16 protein-coding genes and 2 pseudogenes are annotated in these 15,099 nt (G+C 56.7%); 4 read left to right on the top strand and 14 right to left on the bottom strand.

What is annotated here, in order from left to right; translation table 11 throughout:
- Window positions 1-23: 23 nt before the first annotated feature.
- Together EDE05_RS11735 and hutF are read right to left on the bottom strand one after the other, a co-directional pair.
- A complete protein-coding gene (locus tag EDE05_RS11735) occupies window positions 24-1,061 on the bottom strand; it encodes an ABC transporter substrate-binding protein (protein ID WP_105370984.1) in 1,038 nt (345 codons plus the stop codon).
- Between the two features lie 46 nt (window positions 1,062-1,107).
- Window positions 1,108-2,478: a formimidoylglutamate deiminase gene (hutF, locus tag EDE05_RS11730; protein WP_105370983.1), complete on the bottom strand. Its 1,371-nt coding sequence runs from the start codon at window positions 2,476-2,478 to the stop codon at window positions 1,108-1,110.
- Between the two features lie 135 nt (window positions 2,479-2,613).
- On the opposite strand from hutF, the gene hutC reads away from it, so the two are divergent.
- Window positions 2,614-3,348: a histidine utilization repressor gene (gene hutC / locus EDE05_RS11725; RefSeq protein WP_105370982.1), complete on the top strand. Its 735-nt coding sequence runs from the start codon at window positions 2,614-2,616 to the stop codon at window positions 3,346-3,348.
- Between the two features lie 103 nt (window positions 3,349-3,451).
- Window positions 3,452-4,054, top strand: coding sequence for a YdeI/OmpD-associated family protein (locus tag EDE05_RS11720; protein ID WP_105370981.1), 603 nt, complete (start codon window positions 3,452-3,454; stop codon window positions 4,052-4,054).
- Window positions 4,055-4,092: 38 nt separating this feature from the next.
- Here EDE05_RS11720 and EDE05_RS11715 read toward each other — a convergent pair whose 3' ends face one another.
- Window positions 4,093-4,827 carry a leucine-rich repeat domain-containing protein gene (locus EDE05_RS11715; protein WP_105370980.1) on the bottom strand — a complete coding sequence of 245 codons (735 nt, stop codon included), beginning with the start codon at window positions 4,825-4,827 and terminating at the stop codon, window positions 4,093-4,095.
- Between the two features lie 106 nt (window positions 4,828-4,933).
- Window positions 4,934-5,851: pseudogene (locus tag EDE05_RS11710) on the bottom strand (IS3 family transposase); the annotation flags it as partial.
- A gap of 64 nt (window positions 5,852-5,915) precedes the next feature.
- Here EDE05_RS11710 and EDE05_RS11705 point away from each other — a divergent pair.
- Window positions 5,916-6,968, top strand: a complete 1,053-nt coding sequence (locus tag EDE05_RS11705; RefSeq protein ID WP_112797134.1) for an IS110 family transposase — start codon at window positions 5,916-5,918, stop codon at window positions 6,966-6,968.
- A 244-nt stretch (window positions 6,969-7,212) separates the two neighbouring features.
- On the opposite strand, the pseudogene EDE05_RS11700 reads toward EDE05_RS11705, so the two are convergent.
- Window positions 7,213-7,470: pseudogene (locus EDE05_RS11700) on the bottom strand (transposase); the annotation flags it as partial.
- Window positions 7,471-7,621: 151 nt separating this feature from the next.
- Entirely contained in the window at window positions 7,622-8,074 is a 453-nt protein-coding gene (locus tag EDE05_RS11695; RefSeq protein WP_134101179.1) for an ankyrin repeat domain-containing protein, read from the bottom strand.
- 36 nt (window positions 8,075-8,110) lie between these two features.
- Between EDE05_RS11695 and EDE05_RS11690 the strand changes: the two genes are divergently transcribed.
- Window positions 8,111-8,380 carry a UTRA domain-containing protein gene (locus EDE05_RS11690; RefSeq protein WP_281033730.1) on the top strand — a complete coding sequence of 90 codons (270 nt, stop codon included), beginning with the start codon at window positions 8,111-8,113 and terminating at the stop codon, window positions 8,378-8,380.
- Between the two features lie 85 nt (window positions 8,381-8,465).
- Here the strand turns inward: EDE05_RS11690 and EDE05_RS11685 are convergent, their stop codons facing one another.
- The 8 genes from EDE05_RS11685 to EDE05_RS11650 all read right to left on the bottom strand — a co-directional run bounded on the left by EDE05_RS11685 (window position 8,466) and on the right by EDE05_RS11650 (window position 15,096).
- Complete coding sequence (locus EDE05_RS11685; protein WP_134101176.1) at window positions 8,466-8,897, bottom strand: tetratricopeptide repeat protein; 432 nt, start codon at window positions 8,895-8,897, stop codon at window positions 8,466-8,468.
- Between the two features lies 1 nt (window position 8,898).
- Window positions 8,899-9,348: a hypothetical protein gene (locus EDE05_RS11680; RefSeq protein WP_112797115.1), complete on the bottom strand. Its 450-nt coding sequence runs from the start codon at window positions 9,346-9,348 to the stop codon at window positions 8,899-8,901.
- A 257-nt stretch (window positions 9,349-9,605) separates the two neighbouring features.
- Complete coding sequence (locus EDE05_RS11675; RefSeq protein WP_112797112.1) at window positions 9,606-10,052, bottom strand: hypothetical protein; 447 nt, start codon at window positions 10,050-10,052, stop codon at window positions 9,606-9,608.
- Window positions 10,053-10,079: 27 nt separating this feature from the next.
- Window positions 10,080-10,529: a hypothetical protein gene (locus EDE05_RS11670; RefSeq protein WP_112797109.1), complete on the bottom strand. Its 450-nt coding sequence runs from the start codon at window positions 10,527-10,529 to the stop codon at window positions 10,080-10,082.
- A gap of 45 nt (window positions 10,530-10,574) precedes the next feature.
- Complete coding sequence (locus tag EDE05_RS11665; protein WP_134101173.1) at window positions 10,575-11,015, bottom strand: hypothetical protein; 441 nt, start codon at window positions 11,013-11,015, stop codon at window positions 10,575-10,577.
- Between the two features lie 523 nt (window positions 11,016-11,538).
- Window positions 11,539-12,276 carry a GAD-like domain-containing protein gene (locus tag EDE05_RS11660; protein WP_245519899.1) on the bottom strand — a complete coding sequence of 246 codons (738 nt, stop codon included), beginning with the start codon at window positions 12,274-12,276 and terminating at the stop codon, window positions 11,539-11,541.
- Window positions 12,260-14,026: a PAAR-like domain-containing protein gene (locus tag EDE05_RS11655; protein WP_105370970.1), complete on the bottom strand. Its 1,767-nt coding sequence runs from the start codon at window positions 14,024-14,026 to the stop codon at window positions 12,260-12,262. The genes EDE05_RS11660 and EDE05_RS11655 overlap by 17 nt, the downstream gene beginning before the upstream one ends.
- The gene (locus EDE05_RS11650) at window positions 14,026-15,096 is read right to left on the bottom strand and encodes a DUF2169 domain-containing protein (RefSeq protein ID WP_105370969.1); all 1,071 of its coding nucleotides are present in this window, start codon (window positions 15,094-15,096) and stop codon (window positions 14,026-14,028) included. Before EDE05_RS11650 ends, EDE05_RS11655 begins: the two co-directional genes overlap by 1 nt.
- Between the last annotated feature and the right edge of the window lie 3 nt (window positions 15,097-15,099).

The raw sequence follows: 15,099 nt of genomic DNA, 5'->3' as shown, positions 1-15,099 counted from the left end.
CAGAGACGCGCGGCCACCTGAGACTATTTCAACGAGGCTTCGATCTTGGCCTTGGCGTCGGCCGAAACCCAGGCGTTCCAAACAGCACCCTTGGTCTTCAGGAACTGGTCGGCGGCAGCAACCGCGTCAGCCTTCTGATCGACCATGTAAGCGAGGCTCGCATTCACCTCTTCCAGTGGGAAAGTCGCCTTTTCCAGGATCTGGATAATTTCAGGCGCCTCCTTGGCAAAGGTGCTGTTGACGCCGTAGGCCACTTCGACGGTCGGGAAGGCGCAGCCAGCTTCGCGCTTGCCTGTCGCGCTTGTCAGCTCCTTCCAGCAGGCTTCGCTGTAGGCAGGTTCCTCAAGCTGAACCAGCTTGAACTTGCCCATGATGGCCGTAGGGCTCCAATAGTAGAAAAGCACCGGCTCACCCTGCAGATATGCCGAACTGATGGCCGCATCGAGCGCAGTTCCCGTGCCGGGGCGGAAGTTCACATAGGCATCCGTCAGCTTGTAGGCCTCAAGCTTGGCGGTGTTGACGCCTTCGCAGGTCCAGCCGGACGGGCAATTCAGAAAGCGGCCCTTGGAAGGTTCTTCCGGATCCTTGAACAGCTCTACGATCTTCGGGTCGGAAAGCTGCGAAACGCTCTTCAGGTCGGGCGCCAGCGGCTTGACGCCCCGCGCCTGGTCTCCCTTGACGAGATATTCCGGCACGAACCAGCCTTCGGAAGCACCGACAAACGTCTTGCCGACCGAAGTGACTTGGCCCGCTGCGGCTGCATTGTTCCAGACATCGGAACGGCCGATCCACTCCTCGGCAAAGATCTGCACGTCGTTGTTGGCGGTTGCCTGCTCCAAAGTGACGGAATTGCCGGGGATTGAGTCCACCTTGCAATCATAACCCTTCGACAGGATCGCCTTCATCACCTCAGTAATGAGGGCGCCGCTCTCCCAATCGATGCCGGCGAAGGTGACGGTCTTGCCGTCTGCGCAATAGGAGGCCGCGTTGGCACCGGTAAAGGAGCCGCCGAACATCAATCCGGCGGCAAGCAGCGTGTATTTCAGTTGGGCACTCAGCATGAAATTCCCCTTTTTGTTAGCTCATGAGTTGGTGCAAGTTGAAGGCCTAGGCCAGTTTCAGAAGAACCTCCCGGAACGCACGATCGATTGCCTCCTCATCCCTGTGGCGACCCTCTCGGACCACCCATTGTCCCCCCGCCATAACGTCGCGAACCGCTTCGGATCCAAGCGCAAACAGCCACCGGTCGAGAACCTGATCGCCGGAAGCTGCGCCGATGAAAGGATTGTTGCCGTCGAGAACCACCAGATCGGCCCTTGCTCCGACTCGGATACCGCTGGTGCGCAGCCCGGCCGCCTGGCAGCCTCCGGCAAGTGCTGCGTCGAACAGGGTCCTGCCGACGGATGCACCCGGACCGGTAGCGAGCCGGTTGCGCCGACGATCGCGCAGCCTCTGGCTGTATTCCAAAAGGCGCAACTCTTCCCCGACCGTCGTCGCGACATGGCTATCCGTTCCAATGCCGAAACGTCCACCCGATCCGACGAAATCCGTTGCGGGAAAAATTCCGTCGCCCAGATTGGCTTCGGTCGCCGGACAAAGACCGGCCACCGCCCCCGAGCGAGCAAGCCGCTCGGTTTCATCGGTGGTCATATGCGTGGCATGGATGGCGCACCACCTGTCGTCCACGGGCATCTCGTCGAGCAGGAATTCCACCGGTCGGCGTCTGCTCCACGCGAGACATTCCTCGACCTCGCGCTCCTGCTCAGCCACATGGATATGGATCGGCCCGCCGGTTTCTTCGGCCGCCAAGATCTCCCGCATTTCGTCTGGCGTCGCTGCCCGCAGCGAATGGATCGCAAGACCAAGTGTCGCGCCCGCAGATCGGCAATCGGGCTTCAACGCCTCGAGAAGCCCAAGAAATTGGTCGACGTCATGGATAAACGGGCGCTGCCCCTCGCCGGGAGCGATCCCGCCAAAACCGGCATGGGCATAAAAGACCGGCAGGTGGGTCAGCCCTATCCCTGCGGCTTGTGCGGCACGTAGGATGCGCCGGGATGTTTCCCCCACATTTGCATAGGGGCGGCCACCGGCAGCATGATGGAGATAGTGGAATTCGACGACGTGACCGAAGCCGCCCTTGATGAGTTCACTGTACAACTTGGTTGCGACGATCTCGATATCATCCGGAGACATTCGGCCGACGAGATGGTACATCGCGTCACGCCACGTCCAGAAGCTGTCATCGGTCGACCCGGCAAGCTCGGCAAGGCCGGCCATGGCCCGCTGAAAAGCATGGGAATGCAGGTTTACTAGAGGGGAAACCACCGGCCCGGCCAGTTCCACGAGATCTTGCCTTGCGTCGGCATTGGTCTCGATTGCGGTAATCAATCCCTCGCCGTCGACGGCCAAGACCACATCGGACGCCCAACCTTCCGGTAGCAAAATCTGTCTGCACAGGAGAGTTTGAGATGCCGCCATTTGCTTCACCTGAGAAAGTTGTATAGGGAACATGGCAGAGTTTTTGAAAGGGGGCAAGTGGCCTGCAAAAACTTTACGCTTTATTTTCGATGCGTATTTTGTATGCACATGACGGCGTCACGAGGAGAACCGAGCATGCCCGAGGGCGACCAGACCATCCAGGCTTCGGGTTCACGGGAGCTTCCTATTTATGAGCGGCTAAAAGCGGACATCAAGAAGCGGATTGAAACCGGCGAATGGCCGGCGCATCACCGTGTGCCTTCCGAGAATGAAATCGCCGAGACGCTGAACGTCAGCCGCATGACGGCCAATCGCGCCTTGAGAGAACTTGCCATGGAAGGCGTGATCGTCAGGGTGCAGGGACGTGGCTCCTTCGTGGCCAGCAAGAAGCGAAGCGCGCCCTTTATGGGCGTCCGCAATATCGCCGACGAAATTGCCGAGCGGGGTTCCACCCACAGACCTCATGTCATCCTCTCCCAGACCGAGGTCTGCGGTCATGAGCTTGCGGAAGCCATGAAGATCGAAGTCGGCATGCCGGCCTTCCATTCGGTGATCCTGCATCACGAAGATGACGTGCCGATCCAGCTGGAGGATCGCTTCGTCAATCCTGCGGTGGCACCGGATTATCTCGCCCAGAATTTTCAGGTCACGACGCCCAATGCCTATCTGACGCTGATAGCACCGATCTCCCATACGGAACAATTCGTCGAGGCCGTGCTTCCGCAACCGTGGGAATGCAAACATCTGGCGATCGCTCGTTCCGAGCCCTGTCTGCTGATCCGCCGGCGCACCTGGTCCGCAGACCGGATCGTCACATCCGTTCGGCTTCTCTACCCCGGCACCCGCTATCGTCTGGAGAGTTCGTCCTAGGCAACATCCGGCGAAGGAAAGCCGCTCTCAGGGCGCCGCTTTTGCCAGCGTGTTAGACATGGGGATCTTGATCAAATCACTTGCACCAGGAGACGATCGTTCCATGCCACCTGTTACTGTCGACCCCGAGAAAATCCGCGAATTTCCGGATGCTAACGCTTTCTACAATTGGCTTGGCGTGAACCACGATAATGCCACCGAAATCTGGATACGAATCTTCAAGGTGAATTCCGGCATTCCATCAATAACGCCCAAAGAAGCGATTGACGTCGTGCTGTGCTGGGGATGGATCGACGGCATCAGGAAAGGGCTGGACGAGAAGAGCTTTCTGCAGCGCTATACGCCGCGCAACAGGAAAAGCATTTGGAGCCAGATCAATGTCGAGAACGTCGAACGCCTGATCAACGAAGGGCGTATGACTAGGAACGGACTGCGCGAAGTCGAGGCAGCAAAGTTGGACGGACGTTGGCAGCGCGCCTATGCCAGCGGCAAGGATATGCAGGTTCCCGACGACCTTCAGGCGGCGATCGACGCCGAGCCGAAGGCCAAGGAAATGTTTGGCCGGCTCAGCGCACAAAACCGTTTCGCTCTCGCCTTTAGAGTCCACAACATAAAGACCGAGGCAGGCCGCCGGAAGAAGATCGAGAGCTTCGTCGAGATGCTCAAACAAGGACAGACGATTTACCCGCAGAAGAACTTGCCGTAGCGGGAATTCATTGGCGAGAAAAGCAGGAGGGGAAGGTCTCACCAACCAAAAATGCTGTTGAACTCGCGCCCCAACTTCCCGAGATCGCCCCCCTCCTCGTAGAAAGGGTCACGCGGCCGATAGGCATTAATCACGTAATTGCGCAGCTTCGGAAACCGCTCTTTTCGCAACTTGCAAGGAAGGTGAGATATTTCTAGGTTTTGGATATTATCGTGCTTTAGGTTTTCCCAAGCTTCGAGCTTGTTTTTCCCATATATTCTTAGCGACCGCAGGTTCTTCAACTCCGAAATAACCGAAACATAACCTGCGATCTTGCAAGAGGAAATCTGCAAAACTTCAAGCTCATTGAAACGCAGAATGTCCTCGACGTCTTTAATCGTCGAAGCGATCAGGAAAAGCCTCTTGATGGGAGCGCCTTCGAAAATCGACAGAGAGCCGGAAAAGCCTTGGAGCGAGAGATTGGCAAGTTTCGGCCACCGGCCATTCAACGCTTTGATCTTATTGGCCGTCCAGTTGAGATTGAGCCATGCCTCAAGTTCGGGAAACAGGTCCGGCAGCTCCTCGCCAAAGGGCACATCCTGGGTTGTGATCGCTTTCACGCTGCCGAACTGCTTGAATTTGCTGAAATCGAAATCCTTGGCGAAAGCCCCCGATCCCGAAATGCTAATCTTCCCGATCGCATTCTTGTTCTTGATACGATCAAGGCTAGGGCGAAGTATTCCTGCAGCCTTCCCTCGGCGATATCCTGAACTTCGATGGAGAAGCCACCACATTCATATTGGTCGATCAGATCACCGTATTTTTCGAAGCCATCCTTGTTGAAGGTTGCTTCCTTCTTCGCAAATCCGGATTTTACCGCGCGTGACCTTGCCCCAAGTTTTATCCAGTTTTGAGTTCGCTCCAGCGGTTTAGGGTTGCTGTATTTGGGGCGGTAGCGGCGGGTTGCGGTGCGGAGCCATTCCGGCTGCGCAGCACCGCATCACGTCGCGGGTTGATTGTCTGAGCGAACTCGGCAGGTGTCATCCAGCCGAGTCCAGAGTGTGGTCGATGATCGTTGTAATCGCTGCGCCAGTTTGAAAGCGCTGATCGAGCATGGGTCAGTGACGAGAAGAGAGTTTCATTCAGGAACTCGTCTCGCAGCCGCCCATTGAAGCTTTCGATGAAGGCGTTCTGGATCGGTTTGCCCGGTGCGATGTAGTGCCATTCTACCTTGGTCCGATCCGTCCATTGCAGGATCGCGTTGCTGGTGAACTCGCTGCCATTGTCGCTGACGATCATCTTTGGCTTGCCACGCCCCTGGATGATCCGGTCAAGCTCGCGGGCAACCCGCAGACCGGAAAGCGACGTATCGGCGACGAGTGCCAGGCATTCCCTGGTGCAATCGTCGACGACCGTCAGCACCCGGAACCTGCGACCGTCGGTAAGTTGATCCGACACGAAGTCCAGCGACCAACGATCATTGGCTGCCATCGGGACAAGCATCGGTGCTCGCGTGCCAATCGCTCGTTTCCGACCGCACCGTCAGCTTCTCTTCCCGATAGAGCCGGAAGAGCCGCTTGTGGTTCACAAGGTGACCCTCACGCCTGAGCAGCACATGAAGGCGTCGATATCCAAAGCGGCGGCGTTCATGCGCCAGCGCCTTCATCCGCTCGCGAAGGTCATGGTCATCGCTGCGCCTGGTTTCGTAACGGACCGTCATCCGGCAAAAGCCGATGGCTTTACACGCCCGCTGTCGCTCATCTGGTGGTGATCCATCAGATGAGCGACAGCTTTCCGCCTTGCTGCGGGCGTCACCACTAATGGGATGGTCCGCCTCGTCCTCCGGCCGCATCATGAGGCGGTCAAACCGAAGGAGGTTGCAATGCCAAAACGCAATGTGCCGCGCCCAGCGGCGGTCTACGGAATTGATATCGGCAAGAACATATTCCACGTCGTCGGCCTCGGAAGCGATGGCGTGCCAGTCCAGAAGGTTCGCTTCCGCCGCGACACACTGCTGCAGTTCTTCGAGCGTGCGGCGCCGGCGATCGTAGGGATGGAATCGTGTGCAGGATCTCAATGGATCGCCGGGAAGATACAGGCACTTGGACATGAGGTGCGCTTGATCCCCGCGCAGTTCGTGAAGCCCTACGTAAAGTCGAACAAGAGCGACATCATTGATGCGGAAGCGATCGCTGAAGCTGCCACGCGACCAACAATGCGATTTGCTGCACTCAAGAGCGAGGAACAAGCCGATCTTCAGGCCTTACACAGGGTCCGGGATCAGATGATCGGAACGAGAACGCGTCTGATCAATCAGATGAGAGCTTTCTGCCTCGAATACGGGATTGCCCTGCGCCAAGGCGCGGGCCTGTTCAAGCTCGACCTGCCGCAAGCTGTCGACGATCAATCCAACGATCTCTCGTCGGCAATGCGTAAGCTGCTTGCAGACCTGTTTGCAGATCTGCGCCAGTTGGAACAGCGCATTGGTGACGTCACACGCGAGATCGAGGCGGTAGCTAATCGCGAGGACGTCGCACGACGGCTCATGACGATCCCTGGGATCGGAGCGTTGGGGGCAACTGCGCTCCTGGCTGCTATTGGAAACGGCCGACAATTCCAGAAAGCTCGCGATCTGGCAGCGTGGCTTGGCCTTGTGCCACGGGAATACTCGACTGGAGGAAAGCAGAAGCTTCTCGGCATCAGTAAGCGCGGAAACCGCTACGTGCGCAAGCTCCTCGTTCACGGAGCACGATCCTGCTTTCGGCACCTGGACCGAACACGAGATCGACTGGGGAACTGGCTGGATGGTCTTCAGGCTCGGATGCACCCCAACAAAGCTGTCGTCGCACTTGCCGCTAAAATGGCCCGGATCGTCTGGGTCGTCCTGACCAGGCCTGGAGCACTCTACGAACGCAGAGACCCTGCCTTCACCTGACGCTCCTGGCTCGATTGCAAGGATCGGGAATAGTGATGACGAAACAGTGGATCAACATGCCGTAAGTCCTGTGCAAAAAAGCGGGCCTCATGCCCGAACCATTTATTGGGAACGGCGTGTGCGGATCTCATCATGGCCTGGCTGCAACCGCAGCCCACTCGCGAGAGGCCGGATACATTTATGCAACTGGAATCGTCATTTGCGATGTCTTGAACCCTTGCGCGGACGAGGCGGACCATACATTCTTTCCCAAAAGGTCTTTCAAAGCCGCATTGTCGAGCATCGCATCTGCCAAGAGCCGTTTCAGCTTCGTGTTCTCGTCTTCCAGCGTCTTCAGCCGCTTGGCTTCGGATACGTCCATGCCGCCGAATTTGGCCTTCCATTTATAGATGCTGGCATCGCTGACGCCGTGCTTGCGGCAAAGCTCCGAGACCGGTGTGCCAGCCTCGTGCTCCTTCAGAATGCCGATGATCTGTGCGTCTGTGAAACGATTGCGCTTCATTCCCTGGTCCTCTCAATGGGCCAGAGCTTACTTCAAAATGGATTATTTCAACGGGGCAAGGTCACGGTCCAGAAACAACTCACTGTGCCGATGGCGAGAGTATCCAGTCTCCTAGTTTGATCGACACTTGCGACATTGGCCTGGGCCGTGATCAAACTCCGAAAAGCTTCATCATTGCCTGATTTTTCTTCGTAAGCGCCATGTCCGCCGAAGATCGCCCGGCTGCATTTTTGCGGTGGGGGTCCGCACCCTTTGTGACAAGCAGTTCAATCAGTGGCAGGCTCGGGCGGGGGTTCAGTACCGACGTCCAAAGCGCGTCATTCCCATACTTGTCGAGACGATGCAGATCGGCGCCCTTATTCACGATGTCCGTTGCCAGATCATACATGCCCCGTGAGATCGCATATTGAAGCGCTGTCTGGCCATTATCGTCCTGGTGATCGAGAGGTATGTCAGCCCGCAGGATCGCTTCAGCATGTTCCGATCTGTAAGCAATCGCTTCCTGGAGGTAGCTGCGATTGTCCCCACTTATCTCGCTTAAGTCCGCGATCACCTGAGGGTCAAAATTCGGATCAGTCCTTAACTCTGCGAAAAAATTAGTCATTTTCAGGATTGGCCGTTCTCCGCCTTATAATCTGCTATCGTCTGTGACGCAGCGTCATCCAAAACCCCCTCAGATCTGCAGGGGGGCGGAGCGCTCCCATATCTGACGCTGATAGCGCCGATCTCCCACACGGCGCAATTCGTTGAGGCCGTGCTCCCGCAGCCGTGGAAATGCAAGCACCTGGCGATCGCCCGTTCCGAGCCCTGCCTGCTGATCCGCCGGCGCACCTGGTCCGCAGACCAGATCGTCACATCCGTTCGCCTTCTCTACCCTGGCACCCGCTACCGGCTGGAAAGCTCGTCCTGAATGAGGAAACTCCGGCGCTGGCCGCGATAGACCGGGCGATGGCGGCGGACATCCGGCTGCAAATAGCGCTTGAATGCTCGGTAACTTAATCGATCAGCTTCCGCTTGCGCAAATGGTCCAGATATTTGGGATCAGACTCCTCGAAAATGTCTTCTCCTTCGGCCATGTAGGCGCGCAACAAAGGATCGGTGCTTTCCTTTTGACGACCAAGATCGTATAGGCACGTGCCGATACCGAGTTGCACGAAGCCGTTCGCATAGCCGTCAGCACTGGCGGCCGCCTGTCGGAAAGAGGCGAGAGCTTCTTCAGTCTCGCCCTTCTGTTGCTGCGCATCGCCAATGGATGCATTGAGCCAAACCGCAGCTTCCCATTTTTGCCGTGGTTCCGGCAGCAGAGCAAGTGCCGATCGCCACACCGTAATCGCCTCGTCGTATTGATCTGCATCGAGAAAATCGTTCCCCCGCTCCGATAGATCGGAAACGCGATCGTAAATCTCGTCCGGAAGCTCGTCTTCCATGTTATTTCTGCCTCGCCGCACGCTCTTTAAGGTAGAATTCAAGATAGGGCGCGTCGTCGCCGGAAAAACCCTGACGGCCGAAGAGCTCGTGGATCCGGGAGAAAACCTCGTAGGCTTCATCGATCAAGCCAAGCTGGTAAAGTGCACGCCCCTCCAGCATCAGGACGAAATGGTCCTTGCGCTCAATATCCTCATACACGCGGTAGGTCGTCGCGATCCATTCCTTGGCAGAGGCGGCATCGCCGATCGCGGCATACTTCGTGACCATGCTGCTCGCCATGATCTGCGGATAGAAATCCCATTCTTCTTGTGGCGGCGGCAGGAGGGCCCACGCCGACTGGCCGAGCGTTATGGATTCCTCAATCTTACCTTCGCGGTTCTTGGCCCCCGCTTCCCTCAGCAAGCCATCAATCCTCTCGGAAATATCGGTGGGCAAGGTCTTTTTTTCCATCATCTCCTCACTGTTTGACTGGCGTTAGGTAACCGAACCCTACACCGTCTCACAATCTGCAGTTGGGCCATACGGCTGATAGTTTGTCGCTGATCAAGCAAGAGTAGTTTTCTCAACTCCTAATGCTCGCTACGAATCCTTCCGCTGGCGGTTGCAAAACGGATTGGTTCCACGCTGACAAAGAATATGATTTCCCAATACATTACGCGGTATCGCTTTTATGAATCCACGGCTTGGACGAGGATTGAACTACGCCGTCACTTGAAGCTGATACTCTCGAAATCGCCCATCTTGCCGTCCCAGGTGCCGGATGAGAAAGCCGTAACCGAGTGTCCGATACGCGGACCTTCATCCAGGCGACCCGCAGTCAGGCCGAGCTTGTCGAAAAGGATGATGCCAACGGACAATCTCGCATCGCCATTCAATTCTTCTAGGCGGCGAAGAACCTCAATTCCATTGGTGTGGAAAAGATCAATCCCTTGGAACGTGACCGATTCCAGATCGTAGAAGGCCTCGATTTCCCTGACGCGATTTTTGTTGTAGCGCACGATCGGCGCTTTGGTACCGCGAAACTCATTGAAGGTGCCGGGCCGCAAGCCTCGCCTGGATCGATCAGGTGGACCGACAATGCCTGCGACTTCCTCAGGCGACATCCCGAAACGGATTGGCCCCATCCCTTCAAAGGACACAATTTCCCATTCCATGTTTACCGCTGCTCCTCCTGTCAGTGCCTAAGAGAAACGGACGGTTTGCATGGTCGACTTTTTTTCGATCCATTGATGATCACGCCCGAAGATCGTAATTGCTTTTTGCTCTCGCATTCCGTCGTGGAAACCCGTCAATGCCAAGCCAAGACCGAAAAAGATGATGAACCCATGAGATTCGCGAACGTCAGAATCGTCTTCTTCCAATCGCCTCAAAACTTCGTCTTCAGGCATGACAAAAAGATTCATACCTTTATATTCGAACGGCTCGGAAACGTCCGGCAACAAGTTCATTTCGATAAGCTTTCCATGCGAGAACGAGAATGCGGGCATTGACATGCTGTATTCCAGCCGCGTTTTACCGGTGTATGTTTGCTTGACCTTTCTCGGCTGACCAAGAACGCCCTCGACATCCTCGCGCCCCTGCCCAAAACGAATGTTTGATATTCCTTCGTAGGGAGTGAAGACCCATGGCATTTATTGTGCCTTTTTGAAGGGGCCAGCCTAAGCCCTTCCGAGAGTTCAAAGGAATGTCAGTTCTTTGAAGCGGTCGAGCCTGTCGTCCCAAAGACCTTGGGCGAAGGCGGTAATCGAATGATCGCCACGTGTTCTTTGGTCTATACAACCAGACGTGATGCCGATCTTCCTAAAAAGGACGGTTCCGACGTTCATTCGGGCGCCGCCGTTCTCTTGTTCAAGGAACTGGATAATCGCCAACCCCGGCTCATCGAATATACGTCTGCCACGAAAGGACACGTTCTCCACCTCATAGAACGCCTCAATTTCGGTCACGACATTATCCTCGTATGACACGATCGGTACGTCGATCGCACGATATTCACGACGAGACCCGTCGTCTTCGTCAGCGGATTCGGGCGGCCCGATAATAGCAGCGACCTCCGCCGGCGACATCCCGAAACGGATTGGCCCCATCCCTTCGAACGAAACGATTTCCCACTCCATCTTCTGCCAATTCACCGTTCAGCCGCGCCGCGGATGGCTCGACGCCGTCTAATAAATGCGATCTCCTTGAACCGAGCGAGTCCGCTGCTAGATCATCACATCCCGCGAACCGACCGGTTTGCAGATTTCAGCCACTGTCATCGATCTCTCAACCGATTAACTTTCGTTTGCGAAGATAACCGAGATACATCGGATCGGATTCCTCAAAAATTTCCTCACCTTCGCCCATATAGGCGCGCAACAGAGGATCAGTGCTTTCGTCGTACCGACCAAGATCATAAAGGCAGATGCCTATACCGAGTTGGACGAAGCTGTTGGCATAGCCGTCGCCGCTCGCCGCAGCTTGGCGGCGACAATTTTATCTACATCGTCCCTACTCATTGGAAATCACCTCTCTACTTCGCCAGTATTGCCGAAACCAAATCCTGAAAGCTCCGCGATCTATAGGGGGGCGGAACGGGGCGATCTTCATCAGGCTGAATTCGGAAAGTCGAGCAAGGTGCTACTTATCCGAATGCATATTTCAACCGATTGGACGCACCGCCGTATATTGTCCTCGCTCCAGCCTCATCAAATGGAAGGTGCCCAGCTGGGCCAGAATGGCAAAATGCTCACGTGCTGCCACCCGCCTGATGTTTTCGACCCGCCTCGCGGGGCTATCCAGACCGACTGTCGCAATCGCAGGGAAGTAGCCGTAGCATTCGTTCCGCTCGAGATCCCCATGCATGGCACGGCAGCGCGCAAACATGGGCTGGTCCTGAGCGTCGAATTCCTCATAGTCCCGTTGATCCGCAACCAATAGCGAGCGCGCCAGCACATTCGGGTCGGTGCTTCGTTCGCGCTTCATTGTTCCCGGCGGCAGGATGAATTGCGTTGGTGCGAGCTTTCGGGATGTTATCCGCAGATCAACGAGGTCAATTTCGAATTGATCGTGCCGTTGCGACCAGCAGATCAACCGGCCAAAAGCAGAATAACCGACGACGAAGCAGTCTCTGTGGCTAAAATCGGGATCGGCTGCAAACACGAGTGAAAGAATGGGGGAAAAATCCGCCGGGTCGCAATATTGGACCTTTCGATCGAAATAATCGCCGAAGCCGTATTGAAGAAGAAACGCCATGAAGCTTGCCGGCAACTGCTTCGAAAGACGATTTTCCTGCTCGGGGGTCATCGGGACGCAGCGCTGCGGCGGACCAATTTCAGCAATCGTATCCTCAAAAAAGGAGTCTAACATTGATAGCTGCCTTTCAATGCTCTTCGCCACATATATTCAACTCGACATCCATGAGTTGGTCCGCCTGACCATTTCTCCGCATTTGGTCTGCCTCCGCACGCAATGCTTCAGCCCTGCCTTCTTGAGTCCACATCGGGCCAATTCTCTGGTTCTCCGCTCCACCACCTATACCCAACTCGCGTGGATCGCCGCCAGCAATTATATCAAGATAGTGCGTTGCGTTGACCGACGCCATCTGTTCGCGGATTTCGGCCTTCGAATAACCCGCTTCCCTCAAGGATGCCTCGAAATCGGCACGGGCTGCCTCCTGTGCCTTTCCGTCGCGCAGCAAATTGGTGAAGGAGCCTTTCTTGCCGCTTCCCGCCCACGCCTCACGAGCGTGATCGAGAACCGTATGAGCGTAGGCCATGTCGTCGGCCGTCATGTTTTTAATAGTTGCCTGCTGTTCTTTCAGCTGACGTCGGAACTCGTCGCGATTGACCCCTCGCGGCAGATCGAAACACCGCACCCTCAGTTTCCGTGTGCTTCTCGCACCGTGCGTGCCATCCTCGACCTTCGATTCGATTTTCCGCGCATCGTGGACGGTTTCCGTGACCTCTTCGGCTTTGTGCGCCTTGGCCGCGACGCCCGCGCCGATAGTCGCTGTCTTTCCGGCGGCAGTTGCCGCCCCCTTGGTTGCCAGGGCTTCGACAGCGAGTTTTACCACATCGAAGGTACCGTGACCTATGGCTTGGGACAAGCCGCCTTTCTCATAGGCTTCGCTGTAGGGATCAGCGACCGCGTGCCAGATCGAACTGGCCGTATTTTGGGTATTTTCCCATCCGCGACCGAGTGTTGCCCCGGGATCGTCATAGAGATTTTGTGCAACCTCCGCGGTCCAGTTCGCCGCACCAACTGCGCCATCCTTGACGCTTTCGGCACCGGCCGCGATCGTTCCCGTGGGATCATTCCAGAGGTCGGAAGCCAGATTTTTGGTGCCCTCCAGGACATCCGAGCCGACCTTTTTCAGCCCCTCCAATGTCTCGTTGGCATTCTCCGTGAAGCCGTCTGAAAATTTCTGCCCCTCGCTGCGGGTATCTTCAGCCTCGCCGCCGCTCTGATCTTGTTTATCTGTTCCCTCGGGAGCCTTGTGAGAGTCGGTAGCCTCCACATGGACGTATTCGCCCTCGGTATTACCTTTGTTCAAGGTGCAGCGATCGCCATGGCGCTGCACCCAAATGCCATTGGCGCGAACGATTTGCGACGAGGTGACAGGTTCGACGACATCACCGACCGTGTTGGATTTGCAGCCCAGTCCGACACCCGGCTCATCGCCATAACAGCAGGAAAACTTGGAATCCTGTCGCTTTATGATCTTGCCGTTCGAGCGCACGTCCGGAGAATAGTTCTGGTCGTCCGAAGCCTGCCCCCAGGACATGTAGGGGACCGGCTTGTCCGGCGATTTGCAGACGTCGGGCGACAGGCAAACCGCAATCGCCTTGCTCTCATCCGGGATAAGCTCGGGCGGAGCCGGGTTCGCACTTGTCGGAGATTGTATCTTTTTCTCTTTTTCCCTCTTTTGCTCGTCTTCCTTCACCCGTTTCGCAAGCAGTTCGTCAGTGAATTCCTTCGGCGGATTGAGGCTTGTCGGGCTGTCATATTGATAGAAGTAGTCCCCCGCCTTGTTCCACATCACCGGCTGCGCTGGATCGAGCCCATGTCTGGCGATGGCGCCGGTCTCGGAAGCGGCCGCGCTGACATTGCGGACATGGCTGCCGTCAATGGCAATTTCCAATCCCATCAAGCAAGCTCCATGGCGGATCGTGCAAAGATGAGTTTAGGAATCCCGATCCTCTGAGGCCATGGAAAGCCGCAGCGCCACGTCAGGAAGACACGGCCGACACCTGGACGCATGTCGAAATGAACACCATCGAGCTTCATCTCTCCCTTCGCTAGACCCGCACCGCGGTCAATCTCGATCTCCAGCCTAATGCCAGGTAGAGCCCCCTCCAGGCGCGGATATTGCGGCAACAGATTCTCCAAGGCGAATTTCTCATCGCCTTTAAGCCAGGTCTCGGTGACGAGATGCGGATGAGCAGCCTGCCAAAAACGGAAGTCGAAATCGCTTGGCAGAAGCGGGTGGCGTTCATTCAGCCAAGCGTCGTCATATGTCCCCGCGCGCGCCACCCTATCCTCCCAAAAGGGCGATAGCAGGCCAAAACCGGCCGGGTCGGGCCTGTCGTTCACATCACGGATAGGGTGTTTCTCATCCTCGATCTGCGGCGCGGGCCATTGTGGCCGTTCCCGGAAAAGAACCTCATCGACAAGGCCGATGCCGATCGGGTTCTTCTCGACAACCTCCTTTTTGCCGGAGGTTTCAAGCCGCCCACCGAAGGCAAGTCGCCAATCCAGCGGAACATGCGTAACCGGCTCCGGATCTGTCAGGTCCCAACCGTCAAGCGCATCCTCTTGCGCCCGATCGATCAAACCTCTCCAGGTCTTGCGGGTGCGGGCCCGCCAGGCGCGCGGTCCATAGACGCGCAACCGTTTTTCGACCGGCCCGACCTGCAACCCGCACGACCAGGATCGCTCGGCTTTGCCCCCCGGCGCGCAGGCGGCGCCGAGAAACGTCACATCGGTGCCGGGCTTGAATGGAGCAAGATCGGTGCAGGCCGTTTGCGGCGTCTGGTGCGGGTCACCGTCATAGGTGTCCGACATAACCAAAGAACGCTGGACATCATCCGGAACGAGAGGGCCGCCATTGCTAAGGCGAAACGTACCGCGCGCCACCACGACGCCGAGCAAATCCCCGGCGAGATTGTATTGCCGAAAAGCCAGCGCCGGAAAGGGCGTGCGGTTGTCGACCGACATCGA

Origin of the sequence: Neorhizobium sp. R1-B (genome assembly GCF_004368875.1) — a bacterium.
GTDB classification, from domain to species: Bacteria; Pseudomonadota; Alphaproteobacteria; order Rhizobiales; family Rhizobiaceae; genus Neorhizobium; species Neorhizobium huautlense.
The sequence above is the reverse complement of the archived record's forward strand: the minus strand, read 5'-3'. Positions and strand labels throughout refer to the sequence as shown.